Here is a 22,725-nt window from a genome sequence, read left to right as displayed (position 1 = left end):
TAATTGGTTGTGGCGGAAGTGAAAAATCAACTGTAACAGTAAAAGGAACTGTGCCTGGCACCCTCATTGAAGCGTTCTGTGAAGATGGGAGCTATCATTCAGTTAACTCCACGGATAACAATACATCAAAACATTTTCACGATTATTTTCACGATTATTTTCACGATTATTGTTACGAGTGCCATTATGATCTCTGCCTTCCATGTAGTCAGGTCTACCATCATGATTATCATCATCTCTCATATTGGGAATACCATCATGATCATCATCCTCATAGGCATCAATGGTGCCATCCCCATCTAAATCTTCATAGGCATCAACAATCCCATTGTTATTACTATCCATAACCCGTCCATGTCGTACATGCAAAGAAGCAGAGGAGCGGTTATGATCGCGTAGTTGGTTGAGGTGTATACGATACGGAGTATCGCTGACATGGTCACCATTGCCATCAGTAATATCATTTGGACGAAGTGCCAAAGGGATATGCCCGAGGTCAATATCTCCTTGCAAGGAGAATGTTACATCCTGAGTACCGTTAGCGTCAACAAACCCAATAGGTGTTATGACCCTATTTGTCGGATCATTTTCATTGGTGGTCATCACTATCCGGCAATTTGTATCTGCTGGAATTGTCAGTAAAAATGGGTGTTTTGATGTATTGTTATCCGTGGAGTTAACTGAATGATAGCTCCCATCTTCACAGAACGCTTCAATGAGGGTGCCAGGCACAGTTCCTTTTACTGTTACAGTTGATTTTTCACTTCCGCCACAACCAATTATGGTTAACAGTATTGCTATACTCGATAGGGTTGAAATTGAGTATATTTTCATATTTTTATCCTTCCTTTGGGTGATTTTTTCTGTAATATTTTAAAATAAAACAATATATATTATAACAATAAAATAATTTAAAAGTCAAGAATGATTGTGATTTGTATGGTATCTGCTAATTCTTGATATAATGATACCTATGAAACAACCAATACTCATCATAGGTGGAGGAGCAAGTGCATTGATGCTCGCCTCTTTGCTTCCAAAATGTAGTGCCATTGTAGTGGATGCCAATCCAAATTTGGGCGCAAAAATAGATATTTCTGGAGGGGGAAAGTGCAATATTACTAATGAGAAGATGGATGCCTCTTTCTTTTTGGGAGATTGGAATTTCATCACCTCGGTCTTGGAATGTTTTGACCAAAAGAGGTTGCTTCAGTGGTTACAGCAACGAGGGCTAGAACCTGTTTTAAGAAAGAAGGGTCAGTATTTCTGTCCACATACCTCAAAAGAGCTTTTAGGCATACTGCTCAAGGAGAGTCAAAAGCAGAAGTTCTTTGCCAATGAACAGGTCATAGAGGTATGCAAAAAAGGTGAGATGTTTGATGTTAAAACCAACCGTAGAAGTATCAAAGTGGCTTATGTCATTGTTGCTTCTGGGGGGCTGAGCTTTCCAAGGCTCGGTGCCAGTGGGATTGGTTATGAGATTGCTGAGTATTTTGGACACACTATACAGAAGACTGCACCCGCACTGGTGGGGTTTACCGTACAAAAAGAGCAGTTTTTCTTTAAAGAACTGAGTGGTGTTTCGACGGAGGTGGTCATTGATGTCAATGGAAACAGCTGTCAAGGCTCACTACTTTTTACCCATAAAGGCATCAGTGGACCAGCAGTGCTTGATGCTTCACTTTACTGGGAAAAAGGAAAGATTAGTATTGATTTTTTACCCAAATTTGATTGGGGAAAATTAAAACAGAGTAAAAAACAGCTCACCTCTTTACTGCCTTTGCCTAAACGTGTTACGAAAGCATTTTTATCACAATGGGGATTACAAGATATATCTGGAAGTGCCATCTCTTTAGAGATGTTACAGCAACTACAGACACTTCACCGGTATACATTTGCTCCAGCAGGTAGTTTTGGCTACAGTAAAGCCGAGGTAACCAAGGGTGGTGTATTGACAAGTGAGATTGATGCAAAAACCATGCAGAGCCAAAAACAACAAGGACTCTTTTTTATTGGTGAGGTGTTAGATGTAACGGGACGTCTTGGAGGTTACAACTTTCAGTGGGCATTTTCAAGTGCATATGTGTGTGCCAAAGCGTTAATGTTTCAAAATACATTGATCAAATAGACTTCTTGAGATTATAGTATGTAAATATGCTGTGTGTAAATATCTCTAAATTAGGTACCAATAACGAAAGAGGGTGTGACTTGGCTTATGTTCTTTTAGTAGTGTGTGGGGTTTTTCGTTGGCAAGGAGTCTGGCAAGCTCTTTCCTAGCCAGTTAAGAGAGTAGCTCTCTTTTGAAAGCTCAAGCCCACTCTCTCCTACAATCTCCTCCATCTTATGAACGATGAAGTTGCCGTCTTTATTAAAATATTGCAGAAAATATTTTTTGAGAAGTTTTACTTGTTGGCTATTGGCTATCACATCTGTATTGTCATTGAGAATCTCTTTTTTGGCATGCGTCTCTCTACCCTTGTCAAATATTCAAATAAAATTAATATTGATTATGCTACAAGCATACTTCTATTCTTTTAACTAAATTGCTTGATTGGGTATCCACCCAGATGCAAATACTCTTCAGGACGTTAATGTGATGGCTTCGGTTTGCCAGAGGAAAAAGCATTCACACTTCCTGCCTTTTGTTCTTAGTGTAATGTAAAACATTTTGAGCCCACTAAGCCTTCCCTGTTTATTGAGAATGTTGAGATATTAGTTAATGTGATGGCTTCGGTTTGCCAGAGGAAAAAGCATTCACACTTCCTGCCTTTTGTTCTTAGTGTAATGTAAAACATTTTGAGCCCACTAAGCCTTCCCTGTTTATTGAGAATGTTGAGATATTTTAACTTAATCAAGCCTAAAGTTTGCTATTTAGCCTAAGAAGCTGAAAAACGTATTGCACCCAATCTTGGTACAACGTGTGGCAGATAGGTAAATATAAGCTTCAATATAATAAATGCAATAGCAATAGAAGTAAATTTGATCTATACCCTAAAAGGTGTGAGTTTTGTTGAAGAAAATCTAACAAAACTAGTGTATAATACCTACCAATTCAATCTCAAAAGAAAAGGCTTTTCTCATCTGGAAATAGTAGATATTGTTGGTACCAAACCCTAATTGATTATATGATTAATATCGACATACAGTGTAGAAAGAGTATATAAATTATAATGTATTTTTTAATCTAGATTTTTAAAATACAATAAATATGGTAGGTTCAATGAAGCACAAGAAGCACAAAAAACACAAGAAACATGAGAAGTACGAGAAACATGAGAAACATGAGAAGTACAAGAAGCACAAAAAATACAAAAAACACAAGAAGCATGAGAAGTACGAGAAGCACAAGAATCATGAGAAGCATAAGGGGAGATCGCAAACCAAGAAAGTGCAGGTAAGAAGCAAACGACTAATGTCGTTTGCCACTCTTGCTATTTCTTTTATTGTTATTTTCCCCCTCTTTTTTGTACTCTTTTTGTTTGGTTATTCTGTTTATAATCCATCGAAACCATCAGTATCTCAGCAGGCTCATATTCTAGATAAATACAATGAGAAAAATCATAGTATATCTCCATCACCAGAAGGGAATCGTATACAAAACATGACACTGTCCCCAGAAAAAAATACAACACTGTATTAGAGGAAAATCGTACGCTATTGCCAGAAAAAAATACAACACTCTCTTCGTCAAAGAATACACATATAACAGTGAAGAAAAAAATAGACCCCAAGTATATTCATATACCATTAAAGAAACACCTTAAAGCCATGGGCGGTAAAAAGGGTAATCCCATCTATATCCGTATTTTTAAAAGTGAGGCAGTGTTAGAGATTTGGATGAAGGTGAAAGACGACTATGTACACTTTGAAGATTATCCTATCTGCGCTTATTCGGGAGACCTTGGACCCAAAATAAAAGAGGGAGACCGGCAATCACCTGAAGGGTTCTACCGCGTTTATAAAAATAATCTCAATCCATACAGTAGATATCATTTGTCATTTAATCTTGGATACCCCAATCCTTACGATCGTGCTCGGCATCGTACAGGATCATACCTTATGGTACATGGAGACTGTCGTTCTGTCGGTTGTTATGCAATGACAGATACGCAGATAGAAGATATATATGGACTGGTTAAAGCAGCACTTAAAGCAGGACAAAATTATGTTCCGGTACATATTTTTCCTTTTCGTATGAATGATGAGACAATGGCAAAATACAGTAATCATACTTGGTATGACTTTTGGGTAAAACTTAAAGAGGGGTATGACTATTTTGAGGCTGAAAGGCGTCCCCCTTATGTGGATATAGATAATGGTGATTATGTAGTCTTAGAAGCAAAGGAGTAGGCACTTTATGGTAAGATATCCTAATTTAAAATGGTGGGATATATGGCATCTAAAGAGATAGAATATAGCAATAATACTTTTAGTCTTTCTTATGAATTAGTCAATCCCTCACAAGAGAGAGCAGTACTTATTTTGCATGGTTGGGGAAGCAATAAGGAGATTATGAAGCAGGCATTTGGGAAACTTCTGCCTGATTGTAAGCATATTTATCTAGATATGCCCGGTTTTGGCAAGAGCAGCAATGATACAATACTTCGGACAGGTGATTATATGCAGATTGTACGACTATTTTTAGAAACACTATCTGTCGTACCCCAAATTATTATGGGGCACTCTTTTGGCGGTAAGGTGGCTACACTGCTTGATCCTCCCTGTCTGGTACTGCTCTCTTCTTCTGGAGTATTGATACCAAAACCATTTTTTGTTCGCCTGAAAATTACTTTGACAAAAATGTTTAAGGCAGTGGGTATTGGTAGATTTGGTAAGATATTTTCCTCTAAAGATGTTGATGGAATGAGCCATGAGATGTATGAAACTTTTAAAAATGTAGTGAATGAACAATTTGAAGAACACTTTTTAAAGGTAAATGGTAAAGTACTACTCTTTTGGGGCAAATCTGATACGGCTACTCCAATTTGGACAGCAGAGAAGATTGTGCAGATAATCCCTGGTGCCACACTTTATCCACTAGAAGGTGACCACTACTTTTTTTTACAGCATGCACCCTTTATTGCACAGACTGTTTTAGATCAGTATAAGGATAATCACTCATGCAGACACTAAACCTCATAAGCTATTTTATTTTTCTACTTGCAATGGGGTATTATGTTATTACCAATCTTCAATGGTACAGTTACAAACTTGAGCGTGTACTTTTTCACCATACCAAGGGATGGTGGCACTTTGCCTATTTTTTAGTCCCTTATGGGTTTTATATGCTGATGAACAATGCTACCAATTATGCCTTTGTAGTTGTTTTTGTCTATGTGGGGATTCTTTATGGCTGGTACAGAGGTCTTGATAAGCCACTGGTATGGACAGAACGGGTAAAACGTTTCTATGTGATAATGGTATTTTTTGGGTTCTTCATTGCGTTTGCATTTGGGCACTTTGGGGTGATTATTCCAATTTTTCTTACCTATTTTATCACTGGTTTTATTGAAAAGATACTTTTTAATAGTTTTAGGAAAAAGGCACAGATAAAACTTAAAAGCATGGAGAATCTAATAGTGGTGGGCATCACTGCCAGCTATGGAAAGACTAGTATTAAGAACTTTGTCGCCCATCTGCTTAGTGCTAAGTACAATACCTATGCGACCCCGCGTTCAGTCAATACCCTTGGTGGAGTAATAAAGGATATCAATGATGACTTGCCACCTAACACAGAAATTTATGTGGTTGAGATGGGTGCTAGAGGAGAGGGGGATATTGCAGAAATATCTACTTTTGTTAGTCCACACTATGTCATTGTAGGCAAGATAGGTCCTGCACATATTGAATATTTTAAAAGTATGGAGAATATTCGAAATACCAAGATGGAAATAATGCAGACAAAGCAACTTAAAGAGGCATACATACATGAAAGTGCGATGGTTGAACCCGAGCATAAACATGTACATATCTATGGTACGGGAGAGATGATCCAAGAGAATGTCAGTTTATCTATGCCGGAGTTTATCATCAGTGACGTAGAGGCAACACTGGAGGGAACAGGTTTTACTCTAGGTGATACCTGCTATACGGCAAGTATTCTTGGTGCTTTCAATGCTATGAACCTTGCTGCTGCTGTACTGTTAGCCAAAGAGATGGGACTTGACAACATGACCATTCAAAAACAACTGAGTACACTCAAAGCAGTTAACCATCGTCTCCAGCGTATTGATGCAGGTGGTAAAGTGATTCTTGATGATAGCTTTAATGGTAATATCGATGGAATGATGGCAGCGTTTGACCTGGCAGCCAGCTACAAAGGACGAAAAATAGTTATTACACCTGGCTTAATCGAGGCAGACAATACGCTTAATGAGCTGGTTGCTAAACGTGTCAATGAGGTTTTTGATATAGTTGTTGTTACTGGTGACCTAAATTATACTATCTTTAAACAGCTTGTTGATCCTGTTAAGCTAGTGAAGCTTGAGAGTAAGGCAAAGATGGAGGAGATGCTAGTGGAGCAGACCAGAGTGGGAGATCTTATTTTATTTGCTAATGATGCACCCTCTTTTGTGTAAATTTGTCACATCAAGGATTGATAATAATGGCATATAGTATAAAACAGTTATGGTTATGGGCTTTGTTATGTTCGGGTGTACTTTTTGCACAGCCACTACATATGACTCCAAAACAGGCAGAGCATATTGCAAAAAAAGTGTGGTTAAATGAGGGGGCAGGTAAAGATAAGTACTTGATTTGGTGGAATAAGGGTGAGGACTTTGCTTCACTGGGTATTGGGCACTTTATTTGGTTTCCACAAGGGCATACGGAACGGTTTCGTGAAGTCTTTCCGATGGTGATTGCTTTTATGAAAAAGCGAGGTATACAAATGCCTAAATGGCTTAACCCCAAAGCCAACTTTCCATGGCAGACCTCAAAAAAATTCTTTATTGCTAAAAAGACCAAAACCAAAAAATATATGGAACTGTTTTACTTTCTCAGGCGTACCAAATCAGTTCAAGCAGAGTTTATGGCAGATCGTATGGTTGGTGCACTTCCACAAATCCTTGATACCATTGATGACCCTAAAAGAGCAGCAGAGGTTCAGAGGCATTTTAACCATATTCTTTACAAAAAAGAGGGTAGTGTGGATGCGCAGGGGCTCTATATTCTGATTGATTACACCAACTTTAAAGGAGAAGGAACACTTAAGAGTGAACGTTATCACGGGAAAGGATGGGGGTTGCTACAAGTACTTGAACACATGGATATGAACCATCCAAATAAGTATAAAGCATTTGCTGATTCAGCCAAATCCATACTTGAAAAACGTATTAAGAACGCACCACAAAATCGTGGTGAAGTACGTTGGAGAGAGGGGTGGTTCAAGCGACTTGATACCTATTGGAAGCAATAAGTAATGAGGTTGTTTTGTGTCTGCTAAATATTGACAATGTTGTGCCATTTACCTATAATGAATACGCCTTATGCATATAAAAATAGATATCCAAGTAAGCAATTGATTTGTTTACTTTTTTATATAGGATTTTTAAGTGAAATACTCCCATCTACTTGAACAACTTTCAAAATATGCTGGATTTTTAGCAGCCATACTTGTCTTTGTACTTGCATTGCTCGTCTCCTACGACGCACTCATGCGATATCTTTTCTCTGAGGGATCCATTGCATTGCAAGAGCTCGAATGGCACCTGTTTGATGTAGTATTTCTTCTTGGGATCAGCTATGCACTGAAGCATGATAAGCATGTACGGGTAGATATTTTTTTCGAACGTTATACGCATGACACCAAAGTGATTGTGCAGATTCTTGCGATGATGCTACTGGTCATCCCTTTTAATGCAATGATGATCATGTATGCATACGATATGACTCTTCAGAGTTACATACAACATGAAATTTCTGCTGATCCAGGTGGACTAGGAAGTCGATGGATTGTGAAATCCATACTTCTCCTTGCCTTTGTATTGCTGATGTTGCAAGCAATAAGTGAAATACTTAAAGCCTACTATAAGCTTGACAATAAAGTAATGCTTTTGAAAACCTTTTCAGGGGTGGTTTTTGTGGCTACTCTTGTCTATATAGCATGGTACAATCGTGTAACATTTTGGTTTGATCCGGTCTTTCTTATGTTTGGTATGGCACTCATATTGCTGTTAGCAGGCTTTCAGGTGGCATTTGTTTTTGGCGGTACAGCACTCTTTTTTGCACTCATTAGTGATGAAGTGGGACCGCATGTACTAGAGATGCTTCCCTATCGTACTTATGGTATAATGGGCAACATTACATTAATGGCAATACCACTCTTTATTTTAATGGGTCTTATTCTTGAAAAATCTAAAATGGCAGAAGTATTGCTCGAATCAATGGGGAAACTCTTTGGTCCAGTACGCGGAGGAGTGGCTGTTTCGGTGATATTGGTGGGTGCCATTTTGGCAGCAAGTACAGGAATTGTCGGTGCCTCAGTGGTAATGATGAGCCTTATTGCATTACCACTGATGCTTAAACACGGATACGCCTCATCCGTAGCAAGTGGTGCCATTGCAGCAAGCGGTACACTTGGACAGTTAATTCCTCCCTCTATCGTACTGATTGTACTAGGCGATCAAATGCATTTGAGTGTGGGCGACCTTTTTAAAGCAGCAGTGATACCAGGACTGCTTCTGATTGTACTTTATGTTCTCTATATCCTGCTCTATGCCTTAATAAAACCTTCAGTAGCACCTGCCATTACACTAGAACAACCTTATGTACAGATAGCAAAAGGAGCATTTAAGGCAATCATTCCTCCCTTATTACTTATTGGTGCGGTACTAGGAAGCATCTTTGTTGGTATTGCTTCACCAACCGAGTCTGCAGCAATTGGTGTATTGGGTTCGATAGTATTGGCAACCTATAATAGGGTATTTTCTTATGAATTATTGCGATATGCCTCTGTGGAAACGGTTAAACTTACTGCAATGATCTTCATGATACTCATTGGGGCAACAGCTTTTTCGCTAGTCTTTAATGAGCTTGGAGGAGGTGATATGGCATTACACTTCTTTACCGGTAAGATTGGTGATCAATGGATGTTTATTTTTATTGCTATGATAGTAATATTTCTGTTAGGTTTTTTTATTGATTTTATTGAGATTGCTTTTGTGGTAGTGCCTATACTGGTACCTATTGTAGCAAGTTTTGGCATTGATCCCATTTGGTTTGCCATCCTTATTGCAATGAATCTTCAAGCAAGTTTTCTTACACCACCCTTTGGTTTTGCACTCTTTTATCTCAAAGGGGCAGCAGGGGATAAAGTACGCACGATTGATATCTATAAAGGAGTTATACCATTTATCATGCTACAACTTATAGCACTTGGGATTGTGGTACTGTTTCCTAATCTTATCTATTTTTTTTGGGATAAGGGATAAAAATGATTGAAAGAGTATATAGCAATAATAACCATATCCATATTTTTAAATATTATAACCTAACTACATCAATCTGATTGTGTAATTTTAACTTAAAAGAGTAAAATACACCATAAAATGAAAAAGGAAAAACTGTGGAAAATATACCAAATTGTCCAAAGTGTAACAGCGAATATACCTATGAAGACGGCAATCTCTATATCTGTCCAGAATGTGCCCATGAATGGAGCAAAAATGCGATAACCGAAGAGGATTCAAGCTTAACTATTAAAGATGCCAACGGTAATATTCTTACTGACGGTGATACGGTGACTGTTATTAAAGATCTTAAAGTCAAGGGCAGCAGCAGTGGCATTAAGGTAGGTACCAAGATAAAGGGTATTCGTTTGGTTGAAGGTAATGATGGACACAACATTGATTGCAAAGTATCTGGTGTGGGTCAGATTAAACTCAAACAAGAGTTTGTGAAGAAAGCATAGGTTTTTTATTAAAACCCTTTCATGATGACGCTGTAGAGAACCTCTACCTCACTATCTTCTAGGAAAGTACTTTTTTTGCTCTTTAAAAAATCAAATATCTTTTTTGCTGGTAGGGCAGGAGAGTAGATACAGCCAGGATGTGCCGGTTTAAAGGACTGCATTAAAGCAATCTCTTCGTTAATAGGTTGTTCACAGATATAGCAATGCCCATTTGGATAGAGTCTGCCTTCATGGTGTAGTATACTAAGATAGCTTTCACAGATGATGCGTTTGGGGTTTTGTTTTCCCCAGCGCTTGGCAGCATTAAGCAGTAGGTCAAAGTAGAATGGATTAAGTTCGTCAGCATCCTTTAGGTGGGACTCAAATTTTTGAATAAAATTGTGCCAAAGCATCAAGTAGTTATGGTCAAACTGCCAGTGAAACCCAATATGAGAAAGGGAACGTAGTCTAGGCAGAAAACGACCATCTTCTCCTTCAACTTCGAAGTCAACAAGGTTGCCAAGCTGAAGGATGGAGTGCCTTGCCCCATAAAAGCGATAGTAAGTACGGATATGGTTGCAGGTGATAATCAGAACGATAGAGTCTTCATCTTTTGCCTTGCGAACTTGTAGTATAAACCCTTTGATGATCTCTCCTTCGCACTTTTTTCTTTTTGATTATAATTGAAATAATGTTAAACATCACTATGTATACATATCTATAAGGATAATATTAATAAGAATGGATTATAAACTTAGAGTGTTTGGGTATAATTATTAGAGTGTTTGGATATAATTATCAAATTGACTTCATTGGAGGAATCCCTACATGACCAATATCAAAGAAACCAACCCTATTCAGCCTTCATGTCCTGACAAGGTACTTGCTATTAGTATCATACCGTTATTCCTTCTTTTAGTGCTTGTAGCAGGATATATGAATCTGTTTCCACTGAAAGTAGAATCACATACACTTATTATTATCTCATTTATCCTTGTAGTATTTACATTTTTTGTACGCCACAATGCTACTTTTACTGCTTGCTATATAGATAGGTCTTCTGCCCATATGGAGAATAGATTGAAAATGGAGCTGGATGCTAATGCGCTGACTATTATGAGAGAGACCAAGTCAACCTTGAATGTGAAAGACTTCATGGAAGCATACTGTAAAGAGATTCGGAATGATCATTTTGCACGTGTTGCCACTTCAATCTTCCCTATGCTTGGTATTTTGGGAACCTTTATTGCTATTGCCATCTCTATGCCAGATTTTACTGTAAAAGATACCAATGCACTCGATCGAGAAATTTCAGTACTGCTGTCTGGTATTGGTACGGCATTTTATGCTTCTATCTATGGTATTACACTTTCACTTATTTGGACCTATTTTGAAAAAAGAGGTAATACAAAAATTGATAAAAAACTTTACAATCTTGAAAGGCGCTATCGTACACGTATTTGGAGACAGGTAGATCTAATTAAATACGAGCATATGCAAAGCAAACTAAAAGATCAGCAGGTTGTGCAGACACTTAAAGAGATATTCAATATAGACTTTATTCACACAATGAACGACCAATACCTCAAGAATTTTATGACAATTGTTACCCATGCAACCGAAGGGTTTTCTCAGGTTACCAAGAATATGCAGGTAGCTTCACAAGAACTTCGTGAAACACTTGAGTCAATATATGACAGAAGAGAGGGTGTTGGTACAATAGATGCTATCAAAAATGATATCGAGACCTTTAATGAAAATGCTAGAGAGATTCGAGAATCTATGAAGCATTTTGACGGTTCTGTTGAACATACATTTGATAAAATAGATAATGAAGTGAGTCAGATCGTAGAAAAACTTACTACTTTTGCTCGCATGATTGCAGAACAGAGTACTCAAATATCCAAGATATCAGATCAGCACAAAGAAGAAAATGAGAAGCAGTAATAATGTTTAAAAATAAAAGTACTGACAACGGAACCAACTTTTGGATCTCTTATGCAGATTTAATGGCAGGGCTTCTCTTTGTCTTTATTCTTCTTATAGGGGCAATTGTCTCTAAGTCAAGTATTCTTAAGAATAATCTCCATAAAAAAGGAGATCGTCTCACGCAACTCTCTATAAGCCTTCAAGATAAAGAGATTGCACTTAAAAAGAGCAGAAAGCTTCTTTCCCAAATAGAGAAAGAGCTGACACTCAAGAGATTAAAGCTAGATAACAGCATAAAGACACTCAAATTTAAAGAAGATGAAATTACTAAGTTGACACGTATGTTGGCTAAAGCCAATGCTCAAAAAAGTACATTGAGTAAACAGATTATTATTGTGCAACAAATACTCAATGAAACCAATGCCACATTTCAAAAAAGTTTGAAAGATTATGAAGGAAAAGTATTGGTGTTGACTGATCAAGTCAGTGATATGAATCAAACGATTAAAGAGAAAAATATAAAACTACTCAAGCTACTCAATGCTATTGATGAAAAAGAAACAAAATACGATACACTTATTGCCAAGCTACAAAAACAAAAGGCAAGGATTAAGTCGCTTACAGGCATTAAGCTCAAAATTATTGCAATACTCAAAACAGAACTTGGTAATAAGATAGATATTGATAAAAAGAGTGGTTCTTTGAAATTAGCATCGAATATCCTCTTTGATAAAGGAAGTATGCAACTTAAAGAGATTGCCAAAGTGCAGCTTGAAAAGGTATTTGAAGAGTATATTGGTACCTTGGTAAGTGACAATCGCATTAGACCCTATTTGGAGAAGATTATTATCGAGGGACATACAGATAGCGATGGCGGCTATCTGTATAACCTTAATCTCTCACAAAAGAGGGCATTGGCGGTCATGAACTATTTAATGATGTTGCCTCTTGCTCACAAGTATGACCTTAAGCCTCTTGTAAGTGCTTCGGGACGTTCTTATATGGATAGAATTATGCACGAAGGCATAGAAGACAAAAAGGCTTCACGGCGTATTGAGATTAAATTCCGTCTCAAAAATGAGGATGCTATGCAAGAGATAGAGAAAGTGCTTGATACGGAATAGTTTTCAAAAGAGATACCCTGAGTATCTATTTATCCATAAAATCTTTTTCCCAAAAGAAATCTATCCACTCATTTGTTTCATGCAAGAAGTAATCTGGCTCGATGAGTGCATTAGGTTTACTAAAGAGTACAACGCTCTTGAAGTCGATGTCAGGGTAGCGTTCTTGTAGTACTCTCAGTACCGCCTTGAGTGTCTCCCCGCTGTCAACAATATCATCAAGAATAAGTACCTGCTTGCAGCACCCTAGCTCTGGAAGATTGAGTAGTTTTGGGTGGGAGCGTTTTACCTCTCCATCATAGAGAATGGAGTTGATAATGAAGAGATTACGGTTTTCTGTTGCTTGCGCATAGGCATGGGTCAGTGTCAATCCACCACGTGCAATACCAAGCAATCCATCTGGCTTGAAATCTTTTGTTAGTTTCACAAGTGCTTTGACATCTTTGATAAATGTCTTGTAAGGGTAGTAGATGTTGGCCATAGCATCTCCTTCTATTTTTTTGGCATATAATTGAATCCTTTAAGACCCTTAAAAAATGCCACGAGCAGGATATTGGACGAGTGTTTAAAATTTTTGTAATTCCTGCACTCTATATTTTATAAGTCTTGCATGCCTCAAGTATCTCTTCGGGCAGCAAAGTGTATGCTTTGTAAGTGGAGACACAAGAGGGCTACTTTTTTTCTACGTTACAAAGTGTCGCTTTGATATGGGTAATAAAGCCAATGCTAATATCACTCCATGTCTTTCCCTTGTGCAGGTCATAACAGGCTTTGTTGATACTTGCAAGGGCTTGTCCTGCAGCAAAATCGAGTAGGTCGATGTTTCCCTGTGCCTTGAACTCCTCTTTCTCATAGTGGTAGTCAAGGACTGTTTTGACAGTTTTACTGTTCATGGCGAAGGCAACTTCCATCTTTCCTGTTCTGGGCTTTCCTTTGGTGTATGGGTTTGCTTTGATGGAGAGAATCTCCCCAGTGATCTTCGGCTGACTCATCTGTGCGAAGAAGAACTTTACCAGCTTCTGGTCACGCACACTGTTTCCACTGTCGACTTTGGTTGTGTCTATTGCTACTTTTGAACCAACAAAGAGTTCTTTGAAGTTCTTTCCCTCTTTCTGATGGGGAATATATGCTACAGAGGTCATCTTGCCCTTGACACCAATCTTGTTAGGGGTTTTGTAGGCTTCCCAAAGCACATTAAGCTTTCCAGACTGTACGAGTGTGCATCCTGTTTTAGCCAAGAGTATAGCTCCTGTCGATATCAGGACAAATAGCAGCTTTTTCATGGTTGAACCCTTTCCTTGGGATTATTTTCCTGCAGCCTTGCCTGCAAGCTGTTTTAGCATGATATGCATCTTTTGAATGATAGTCAAACAACCCTTATCTTTAATATTGTGTTTGAGGGTCCAATATTCTGGATTGGTGTAGGTGATATGCGTTATACCTTCATAGTCTGTAGTAAAAAGTATACGTAGCGGGAGATCTAGCCCCATAGAAGCATTACATACCATCAGTTTGGTACCCACTTTGGGACTACCAAAGACAACAACAGTTTCAGGCTTGAGCAACATACCAATCTTCTCGGCATTGGCACTATGGTCTATGGTGGCAAAGTGTGTTAGGTCTTTGACCTTAAGTGCTTCTACCAGTCTTGTGATAGAGGAGGGTGCATCACTGTTTGATTCTACTGTTTCAAGGAATGTACCATGCCTATTTTCGCAACCAAATAATATAAGCAGTATTGCTATACTGGGTAGTAGCCATTTTTTCATTTTTTCACCTTCTGGGTACTGCTAAACTTTATCAAAATTATACATTGAAACGGAAATGCATTACATCACCATCTTGCACAATATACTCTTTCCCTTCCAAACGCATTTTTCCCACCTCTTTGGCTCCCTGTTCGCCACCATATTCAATAAAATCCTCATAGCTTATTACTTCAGCACGAATGAAGCCTTTCTCAAAGTCATTGTGAATGACTGCAGCGGCTTTAGGTGCAGTAGTATCTTGGCGAATAGTCCAAGCACGTACCTCTTTAATGCCGGCGGTAAAATAGCTCATGAGTCCCAGCTTTTCAAACCCTTTTCGAATAATTTGCTCAAGACCTGACTCTTTGACACCAAGAGACTCGAGCATCTCTATTTTATCTTCTTCATCAAAATCAATCATCTCCTCTTCGACCTTGGCACAAAGTTTAATGACTTCACGGTTATGTTTTTTGGCATAGACTTTGAGTGATTGAACATATGTATTTTCTGACTCAAGTCCCCCTTCATCTACATTGGCACCATACATAATCTCTTTATTGCTCAGTAATCTAAGGTCACGCAATAGTGTTAAAAATCCTTCATTGTTGCGATCTTCAAAGGTAGAAGCAGGGTTACCTTCTTCAAGATGTTTGAGTAGTGCTTCAGCAATAGGCATTTGGAGTTTTGCTTCTCTGTCATTGCCTTTAGTCTTCTTCTGCAGTGATGCAATACGCTTCTCCAAAGCTTCCATATCGGCAAGCAATAGTTCTGTTTCGATAATCTCAATATCTCGTACCGGATCAATAGAGCCTTCTACATGAGTGATATTTTCATCTTCGAAACATCTGACAATCTGTAAAATTACCTCTGTTTCACGGATATTGCTAAGAAACTTATTTCCTAGACCTTCGCCCTTGCTTGCTCCCTTAACCAACCCTGCAATATCAACAAAATCAAGTGTGGAGTACTGTATCTTTTCAGGATTAACAATCTTTGCTAGCCCATCTAGACGTTTATCGGGCACAGGTACCACTGCCTTATTGGGTTCGATGGTACAGAAAGGATAGTTGGCACTCTCTGCATTTTGTGCTTTCGTGAGTGCGTTAAATGTAGTCGATTTTCCAACATTGGGTAGACCTACGAGTCCAATACCTAATCCCATAATATTTTCCTTCAATCAATAATGCCGTGATTCTATCAAAATCTTGGTTAGATGATGGTTGCTTAATACGTATTATTGATTTTCATAGTTAACAATATAGGTATGTTAACCCTATTGGTGACTTTTTTCCCTACATAGACTCTCAATAAGCCTAAGCATCATACGTACCCCTGCACCAGAAGCCCCATTAGGGTTTTCTCCCCAAACATGTTCAATAAATGCAGGACCGGCAATATCAATATGTGCCCACTTCTCTTTGTGTTCTTCGTCAATAAACTCACCAAGGAACTGTCCTGCAGTAATGGCGCCCCCATAACGGGTGTTAGAGATGTTACACACATCGGCGATCTCGCTTTTGATGGTCTTCTTGAGGTAGTCGTTGAAGTCCAGCGGTGTGACCAGCTCTCCGGCTATCTTCGCCTGCTGCTTGACCATGCTTTTGAGGTCGTCACAGAAGCCCATGACTCCTGATGTATAGTGTCCTACACCGACCACACAAGCACCAGTAAGGGTAGCAAAATCAAAAAGATAGTCTGCTTTCACCTCCTGCTGTGCATAACAAAGTACATCAGCAAGCACGAGACGACCCTCGGCATCTGTATTACGCACTTCAATCGTTTTGCCATTTTTGGCTCTGAGTATATCGTCAGGTTTATAGGCGTTGCCACCTATCATGTTCTCAACCATGCCTAAAAAACCATGCACCTCAATAGGCAAGTTCATTTCGGCAACCGCTTTCATTATCCCAATGACTGTGGATGCTCCAGACTTGTCTGCCTTCATGGTGACCATATAATCACTGGGTTTGAGGCTAAGTCCACCAGAGTCATATGTAAGTCCTTTTCCTACAAGAGTAATAACTTTTTTAGCATCTTTTGGTTTGTGACTCAGATGAATGACACAAGGCTTATGGCGTGAAGCACGTGCAACAGCAAGAAGGGCATGCATCTTCTCTTTTTGAAGCTCTTTGATGCTAAGTATTTCACAACCAAGCCCTAGTTTTTCTTCCAGATTTTTTGCTTTTTTGGCCATGCTGTTTGGGTAAAAATCATCAGGTGGTGTATTGACGATGTTGCGAGTGTAGTTGGTGGCACTTCCGGTAATCTCTCCATTGTGTACCGCACGTGTAGCAACCTCCATGCTAATTTCATGTGGTTCGTAGCCCTCAAGAGAAATCTCTACAGTTTTGATAGGGTTCTTGGCTTTTTTGCTTTTGTATTTGGTGAAGGTGTAGCTTCCCAGCACCAGCCCTTCTACCATTGCCCTGATGGAGGCAGAACAGCGTGGATGGCTGAGATAGGTAGCGATCTTGAGGGTTTTGTAGCCTTTTTTTCCGTTGAGCGAACGGATAGCAGTCGCTACTGCAGGACGTATGGCTTCCCCTTTAAGGTTGTCGGCACCTACATAGATGCGCTTCTTGCCAATGAGATGGCAGATCTCGTTCTGTACACCGGAGAAGTCTGCTTTTTTCAGCAGTTTTCTGTCCTTGACGGTTTTGTGTTTGAGATTTTTGTCAATGACAATGACAATTTCAATGTCGGCATTAATCTCTTTGAGGGGAGTGGTGGTGATATTGAAATTCATGGTTTGTAGTCCTTCTAATGGTTTTTTATGATAATGGAGAGTATAGCCAAATATTAGTAAGAAATGTACTACCGTCATGGGACTTAAGGTTACTGTGCTTATAAAGTACTGATCTATTCGCTCTCTTTAGAAAAAGGAGAAGAACTTCTCATTATAACTGCTGTGATTGTCGGTCTTGCTATTGCATATTGGCTTGTCGGAGCAAAGAAAAGAACAACCATCATCTAAACAAGAAAAGTATTTTCTCTTAGAAAGATTTTCTGAGATTTTTCCCATGAGAAAACTGGGGAACATAATTGAATACCGTTATACAAACTGCTCCGCCAAAATATCCTTCGCCTGCATCATATCTTTGTCGCCACGCCCTGAAAGGTTGACGAGGATCGTTTTGCCTTTGATCTCTTCAGGCTTCATCTTCTTGAGATAGGCAATAGCATGGGAACTTTCAAATGCCGGGATAATCCCCTCTTTCTGGCTTAGCCAGACAAATGCTTCCATTGCTTCATCGTCAGTAATGTGATCGTAGGTAACGATACCATTATCTTTGAGGTAGGCGTGCTCGGGCCCAATACCAGGGTAGTCGAGTCCTGCGGAGATGGAGTGTGCCTCCTGTATCTGCCCATCCTCATCTTGAAGTAGATAGCTAAGTTGCCCATGCAATACACCAGGGCTTCCTTTTTCGAGTGAGCAACCATGTTTATGCTCAAGCCCTTCACCGCCTGCTTCGATTCCAATGCATTCAACACTTTTCTCTTTGAGGAAGTGGTTAAAAATACCCAGTGCATTGGAACCACCACCGATACAGGCAATGACCTTGTCGGGCAGGGTGCCTTCAACCTCCTGAAGCTGCTGTTTCGCTTCCCATCCGATGATGCTCTGAATGTCACGCACCATCATAGGGTAGGGGTGAGGCCCTGCAACGGTACCGATGAGATAGTAGGTATCACGCGCATGCGTTACCCAGTGACGTATGGCATCGTTCATGGCATCTTTGAGGGTCTTGGAACCGCTCTCTACGGCATGTACCTTCGCACCGAGCAGCTTCATGCGAAAGACATTGAGCTCTTGGCGAGCCACATCTTTGGCACCCATAAATACTTCACACTCTAGCCCAAAGAGTGCTGCAACAGTTGCGGTGGCAACCCCATGTTGTCCTGCACCGGTTTCTGCAATAATCTTTTTCTTGCCTAGACGCTTTGCCAATACCGCTTGAGCAATACAGTGATTGATTTTATGTGCACCCGTATGGTTAAGGTCTTCACGCTTAAGGTAAATCTTTGCTCCAATTTCTTGAGAGATATTTGCTGCATGATAGAGTGAAGAAGGGCGTCCAACATAGTGCTTATAGTAGTAGTCAACTTCTCTCCAAAAATCTTCACTAAAACGTACTGTTTCATAGTCTTTTCGAAGCTGTTCAAGAGCAGGCATGAGGGTTTCGGGTACAAAACGACCACCAAACTTACCAAAATGACCATGACTATCAGGGTCAAATGGACTGGGTTTTGGAATATAAAGTGATTGGTGTAAATCCATTGGACTTTCCTCATAAAATATTGTAAAGATTATACCTAATGCGTCGTTAAGGGTAGCCCTAATCTACCTGCAGTACAGAGTAGACTGGCATAGAAAATTTCTCTCGACCTTTAAGAAATGCTAACTCCAAAATGAAGCAGGCTTCGACACACTGTGCACCTACTTTATGGATAAGACTGGTTACTGCTTTAGCAGTACCACCAGTAGCAATAAGATCGTCAACAAGAAGTACTTTTGCCTCTTTATTTTTATTAAAAGCATCGATATGTATCTCCACTTCGTCAAAGCCATACTCTAATAGGTATTTTTCTGAAATGGTAGTATAGGGGAGCTTACCTTTTTTTCGGACAGGTACAAAGCCAATATTTAACCTATCTGCTAGTGCCGCACCAAAAATAAATCCACGTGCATCAATGCCAGCAATATAATCAAGATTATAGCTTCTATAGCGTGCTTCAAGGTGATCCATTAAAGTTTTATAAGCTATTGGATTATTCAGTAGGGTGGTCATGTCTTTAAAGACAATACCACTCTTAGGGAAATCTGGAATGTCACGAATACTTTCAATAATAATTTTTTTCTCTTCAGGATTGAGTGTCATAAGGTATGTTCCTTGTTGTAGATTGAAATAATGTTGATATTTCCTTCTATTTTGAATGACTATTAAAGTTGAGTATCTCTGCTTCTATCTTTGCGATGCGTTCCGCATGGCGACCCCCTTCAAACTCTGCTTCTGAAAAGGCTTTGATTATATCTTCAACAACCCCTTTGCCTGCCACGCGTTCTCCAAAACAGAGAATATTTGCATCATTGTGTTGGCGAGCTAGTTTGGCAGTGTAGTGGTCGTGGCAGAGTGCCGCACGGATACCCACTATTTTATTGGCAGCCATGGAGATACCAATACCCGTGCCACAAACAAGAATGCCAAAACTTCCTTTATTTTCAAGTACAGCATGCGCACACTTGTGTGCATAGTCTGGGTAGTCAACACGGTCAGCATTATCAGGACCAAGATCAGTGATTGTATGACCAAGGTCAGTGACAACCTCTTTGATGTAGGCCTTAATGCTGTAACCAGCATGATCAGTCGCAATATAAAAATGTTTTTTTTCCACAAGATTCCTTTCTAGGATATTAAGAGTCCAATAGTGTCGACTCTGTTCATTGAATAGGCTGTTCTCTTTCAAGAGTTTTAATGCGTCTACCTACGCGCCCCCACCGAACCGTATAGCGTTGTCTGTTCCAAAGTTTTTCACAAGCTTCGGAGTCAATGGGAGTATCACCACAGATACGCTTCAGTCCAGCATGATCTTGTCCACTTCCAAATTTATCGCCATTAAGCACTGCATCATAGGAACGGTACTCAATACTTGTCCAGATACACCACGGTGTTCCGACAACAAAAGAGTAGGGTACGGGCCCCCAAAAACGACTGTCATTGGAGTTGTCGCGGTTATCTCCAATCATGTAGAAGTGATCTTTAGGTACCTTGGCATAAAATGCATTGATTGTACGATTTTTAAGTTTATAAGTTGGCACATCAAACCCGTCTACCATGACCGGCCTTACATCAATCTTTTCATGATACACATAGTAATTAAGTAGAGCCTCAAAGATATTCATTCCTTCTGGTGCATACTGAATACCAGGATACTTCTCCATATAGGGATTTTCTACCCAAAGTTTATCTTGAAGTTTCTTGATTTTCTTTGTAGAGTAGTATTTACGAATATAGTCATCACCCTCATGAAAATGGATTAGTAGTTTTTTATTTGCATAGAGAATCTCATCGCCGCCAACAGCAACACAACGCTTGACATAATGTATTTTTTTGTTCTTAGGATAGCGGAAGACAACAATATCTTCTCTTTTGGGACGTGATCCCTCTATGAGATGACCGTTTTTATTAAAGTCTGGCAATATAGGAATTTCCAACCATGGTAGATGTGGGATAGGAATACCATAGGAGAATTTTTTAACAAAAAGAAAATCTCCTATTAGTTCTGTACGCTTCATTGAGCCACTAGGAATAACAAATGACTGTATAATAAAAAAATTAAGGAAAAGTACAATGATTATGGTACCTGTCCAGGAGGAGGTAAAAGCATAGAGTTTTTTAATAAAATTATTCATAGGGTACGTGCCTTTGCAGACTTAAGTGTATTGGAAAGCAGCATAGCGATGGTCATGGGACCGACACCACCAGGAACAGGAGTGATATAGGAGCATTTTTTGGAGACTGGCTCAAAGTCTACATCTCCAACCAGTTTTCCATTCTCTAGTCTATTGATACCAATATCAATAACAATAGCACCCTCCTTGATCATATCTTCTTTAATGAGACCTGGCACGCCTGCACCTATGACAACAATATCTGCTTGACTGGTGTGTGCTTTAAGATCTTTGGTGAAAATGTGTGTAATTGTAACAGTGGCATTGGCATTGAGTAGCAATGAAGCCATAGGTTTGCCAACAATATTGCTTGCACCAACCACACAGATATTTTTACCCTCAAGGCTGATGTTGTACTCTTTAAACATTTTCATAACACCTAGTGGTGTACATGGTACAAAACTCTCTAGTCCTGTTATAAGGCGACCAACATTACAGGCATGGAAACCATCAACATCTTTTTGAGGGTCAATAACCTCAAGAATTTTATATGTATCGATATGTTTTGGAAGTGGAAGTTGTACTAATATGCCATCGATACGCGGATTGGCATTAATCATCTTAATGGTAGCAATGATTTCATCTTGGCCAATTGTATCAGGCATATTATGGGTAATGGAGTAGAAACCTGCTTTTTCACACGCTTTTGCCTTCATGTTGACATAGGCATGACTTGCAGGGTCATCACCAATAAGAATAACAGCTAGACCAGGAACAATGTTCTTTTCCTGTTTCAGATGCTCTACCTCTTTGGCGATAGACTCTTGTACTTTTTGTGCGAGTGCTTTACCATCGATCAGTTGCATAGAGTATGACCTTGTTAATGATTTTTAGGGTAGTATTATAGCCAAATTAGTTTAGGGTATTTTTCCCGTAAAGAGTTACATCATATGTTGAAGTATATTTTTTTAGTACTACCGTTATTGTTGTTAGCCGAAGAGGATTTTATATCACACTATGAGTATGGTCAAATGCTCTACAATAACCCACGTGGTGTTAGTTGCGCACAGTGTCATGGAAAAAGTGGTGAAGGAAAAGTGATTGTTTCGTTTTGGGATACTGATGGAAAAAAAGCACTAAAAGGACCCGATATACGCTTAAATACCTTGAAACAGATGATAACCAGTGTTAATATTTATCATCCAGTGATGCCGCACTACTACCTAACCGATGAGGAGGTTAAAGTAATTTACGATTATTTGCAGAAGAAAAATGCAACTTATATCTACACGCATCGTAACAGAAGGTAAAAATTTGAATAGATAGTTATTTTAAGTTAGGGGAAAATTAAAAGAAAGATGGTACAAGTCCTAGAGGCTTGTACCAAAAGTGACTATACTGCCGTAACATTCTCAGCTTGTGGACCTTTTTGACCTTCACCAATTTCGAATGTAACAGCTTGACCTTCTGCAAGTGTTACACGACCACCTTCAGGGTTGTTAACTTGACGAAAGTGTACAAATACATCACTTCCACCATTTTCTTGCTGAATAAATCCATAACCTTTTTCATCATTGAACCATTTAACGGTTCCATTTACTAGTTCTGCCATTTTTATATACCTTTTATGTAATTTAAATTTATGAA

The 22,725-nt window shown here is 39.2% G+C and carries 25 protein-coding genes; 11 read left to right on the top strand and 14 right to left on the bottom strand.

Annotated elements, in window-relative coordinates; all coding sequences use genetic code 11:
* Positions 1-102: 102 nt before the first annotated feature.
* Positions 103-834, bottom strand: a complete 732-nt coding sequence (locus LGB01_05970) for a hypothetical protein (GenBank protein MCB4753747.1) — start codon at positions 832-834, stop codon at positions 103-105.
* Between the two features lie 139 nt (positions 835-973).
* Here LGB01_05970 and LGB01_05965 point away from each other — a divergent pair, with 139 nt between their 5' ends.
* Complete coding sequence (locus tag LGB01_05965) at positions 974-2,128, top strand: aminoacetone oxidase family FAD-binding enzyme (protein MCB4753746.1); 1,155 nt, start codon at positions 974-976, stop codon at positions 2,126-2,128.
* 95 nt (positions 2,129-2,223) lie between these two features.
* On the opposite strand, the gene LGB01_05960 is transcribed toward LGB01_05965, so the two are convergent.
* A complete protein-coding gene (locus LGB01_05960) occupies positions 2,224-2,427 on the bottom strand; it encodes a hypothetical protein (protein MCB4753745.1) in 204 nt (67 codons plus the stop codon).
* A gap of 793 nt (positions 2,428-3,220) precedes the next feature.
* On the opposite strand from LGB01_05960, the gene LGB01_05955 reads away from it, so the two are divergent.
* The 7 genes from LGB01_05955 to LGB01_05925 all read left to right on the top strand — a co-directional run bounded on the left by LGB01_05955 (position 3,221) and on the right by LGB01_05925 (position 9,910).
* Positions 3,221-3,640, top strand: a complete 420-nt coding sequence (locus LGB01_05955; protein ID MCB4753744.1) for a hypothetical protein — start codon at positions 3,221-3,223, stop codon at positions 3,638-3,640.
* Between the two features lie 17 nt (positions 3,641-3,657).
* Positions 3,658-4,350, top strand: coding sequence for a murein L,D-transpeptidase (locus tag LGB01_05950; protein ID MCB4753743.1), 693 nt, complete (start codon positions 3,658-3,660; stop codon positions 4,348-4,350).
* 42 nt (positions 4,351-4,392) lie between these two features.
* A complete protein-coding gene (locus LGB01_05945; GenBank protein MCB4753742.1) occupies positions 4,393-5,133 on the top strand; it encodes an alpha/beta hydrolase in 741 nt (246 codons plus the stop codon).
* Positions 5,121-6,578, top strand: coding sequence for a UDP-N-acetylmuramoyl-tripeptide--D-alanyl-D-alanine ligase (locus tag LGB01_05940; protein ID MCB4753741.1), 1,458 nt, complete (start codon positions 5,121-5,123; stop codon positions 6,576-6,578). The genes LGB01_05945 and LGB01_05940 overlap by 13 nt, the downstream gene beginning before the upstream one ends.
* Positions 6,579-6,604: 26 nt before the next feature.
* On the top strand, positions 6,605-7,417 hold the full coding sequence (locus tag LGB01_05935) for a hypothetical protein (protein ID MCB4753740.1): 813 nt from the start codon (positions 6,605-6,607) through the stop codon (positions 7,415-7,417).
* Positions 7,418-7,553: 136 nt separating this feature from the next.
* Entirely contained in the window at positions 7,554-9,431 is a 1,878-nt protein-coding gene (locus LGB01_05930) for a TRAP transporter large permease subunit (GenBank protein ID MCB4753739.1), read from the top strand.
* Between the two features lie 134 nt (positions 9,432-9,565).
* Complete coding sequence (locus LGB01_05925; protein MCB4753738.1) at positions 9,566-9,910, top strand: PhnA domain-containing protein; 345 nt, start codon at positions 9,566-9,568, stop codon at positions 9,908-9,910.
* A gap of 8 nt (positions 9,911-9,918) precedes the next feature.
* Here the strand turns inward: LGB01_05925 and recO are convergent, their stop codons facing one another.
* Positions 9,919-10,524 (bottom strand): recombination protein RecO, encoded by a 606-nt coding sequence (recO, locus tag LGB01_05920; protein ID MCB4753737.1) that lies wholly within the window; start codon positions 10,522-10,524, stop codon positions 9,919-9,921.
* A gap of 193 nt (positions 10,525-10,717) precedes the next feature.
* Here recO and LGB01_05915 point away from each other — a divergent pair, with 193 nt between their 5' ends.
* Complete coding sequence (locus LGB01_05915) at positions 10,718-11,836, top strand: MotA/TolQ/ExbB proton channel family protein (GenBank protein ID MCB4753736.1); 1,119 nt, start codon at positions 10,718-10,720, stop codon at positions 11,834-11,836.
* 2 nt (positions 11,837-11,838) lie between these two features.
* On the top strand, positions 11,839-12,942 hold the full coding sequence (locus LGB01_05910; protein MCB4753735.1) for an OmpA family protein: 1,104 nt from the start codon (positions 11,839-11,841) through the stop codon (positions 12,940-12,942).
* A gap of 25 nt (positions 12,943-12,967) precedes the next feature.
* Here LGB01_05910 and LGB01_05905 read toward each other — a convergent pair whose 3' ends face one another.
* The 10 genes from LGB01_05905 to folD all read right to left on the bottom strand — a co-directional run bounded on the left by LGB01_05905 (position 12,968) and on the right by folD (position 21,944).
* Positions 12,968-13,420: a phosphoribosyltransferase domain-containing protein gene (locus LGB01_05905; protein ID MCB4753734.1), complete on the bottom strand. Its 453-nt coding sequence runs from the start codon at positions 13,418-13,420 to the stop codon at positions 12,968-12,970.
* Between the two features lie 190 nt (positions 13,421-13,610).
* Positions 13,611-14,222 carry a YceI family protein gene (locus tag LGB01_05900; protein MCB4753733.1) on the bottom strand — a complete coding sequence of 204 codons (612 nt, stop codon included), beginning with the start codon at positions 14,220-14,222 and terminating at the stop codon, positions 13,611-13,613.
* 21 nt (positions 14,223-14,243) lie between these two features.
* Positions 14,244-14,708: a DUF302 domain-containing protein gene (locus LGB01_05895; protein MCB4753732.1), complete on the bottom strand. Its 465-nt coding sequence runs from the start codon at positions 14,706-14,708 to the stop codon at positions 14,244-14,246.
* Positions 14,709-14,745: 37 nt separating this feature from the next.
* Positions 14,746-15,849 (bottom strand): redox-regulated ATPase YchF, encoded by a 1,104-nt coding sequence (gene ychF, locus LGB01_05890; protein ID MCB4753731.1) that lies wholly within the window; start codon positions 15,847-15,849, stop codon positions 14,746-14,748.
* 111 nt (positions 15,850-15,960) lie between these two features.
* Entirely contained in the window at positions 15,961-17,433 is a 1,473-nt protein-coding gene (locus tag LGB01_05885; GenBank protein ID MCB4753730.1) for a leucyl aminopeptidase, read from the bottom strand.
* A 306-nt stretch (positions 17,434-17,739) separates the two neighbouring features.
* Positions 17,740-18,966, bottom strand: coding sequence for a tryptophan synthase subunit beta (gene trpB / locus LGB01_05880; protein ID MCB4753729.1), 1,227 nt, complete (start codon positions 18,964-18,966; stop codon positions 17,740-17,742).
* Between the two features lie 58 nt (positions 18,967-19,024).
* Positions 19,025-19,567 carry an adenine phosphoribosyltransferase gene (locus tag LGB01_05875; protein ID MCB4753728.1) on the bottom strand — a complete coding sequence of 181 codons (543 nt, stop codon included), beginning with the start codon at positions 19,565-19,567 and terminating at the stop codon, positions 19,025-19,027.
* 46 nt (positions 19,568-19,613) lie between these two features.
* Positions 19,614-20,081 (bottom strand): ribose 5-phosphate isomerase B, encoded by a 468-nt coding sequence (rpiB, locus tag LGB01_05870; GenBank protein ID MCB4753727.1) that lies wholly within the window; start codon positions 20,079-20,081, stop codon positions 19,614-19,616.
* Between the two features lie 46 nt (positions 20,082-20,127).
* Positions 20,128-21,099 carry a signal peptidase I gene (gene lepB, locus LGB01_05865; protein ID MCB4753726.1) on the bottom strand — a complete coding sequence of 324 codons (972 nt, stop codon included), beginning with the start codon at positions 21,097-21,099 and terminating at the stop codon, positions 20,128-20,130.
* Positions 21,096-21,944 (bottom strand): bifunctional methylenetetrahydrofolate dehydrogenase/methenyltetrahydrofolate cyclohydrolase FolD, encoded by an 849-nt coding sequence (gene folD / locus LGB01_05860; protein MCB4753725.1) that lies wholly within the window; start codon positions 21,942-21,944, stop codon positions 21,096-21,098. Before folD ends, lepB begins: the two co-directional genes overlap by 4 nt.
* A gap of 84 nt (positions 21,945-22,028) precedes the next feature.
* On the opposite strand from folD, the gene LGB01_05855 reads away from it, so the two are divergent.
* Positions 22,029-22,388, top strand: coding sequence for a cytochrome c (locus LGB01_05855; GenBank protein MCB4753724.1), 360 nt, complete (start codon positions 22,029-22,031; stop codon positions 22,386-22,388).
* 83 nt (positions 22,389-22,471) lie between these two features.
* On the opposite strand, the gene LGB01_05850 is transcribed toward LGB01_05855, so the two are convergent.
* Positions 22,472-22,690 (bottom strand): cold-shock protein, encoded by a 219-nt coding sequence (locus LGB01_05850; protein ID MCB4753723.1) that lies wholly within the window; start codon positions 22,688-22,690, stop codon positions 22,472-22,474.
* Between the last annotated feature and the right edge of the window lie 35 nt (positions 22,691-22,725).

The organism is Sulfurovum sp. (assembly GCA_020525365.1).
Classification (GTDB): Bacteria; Campylobacterota; Campylobacteria; order Campylobacterales; family Sulfurovaceae; genus Sulfurovum.
The sequence above is the reverse complement of the archived record's forward strand: the minus strand, read 5'-3'. Positions and strand labels throughout refer to the sequence as shown.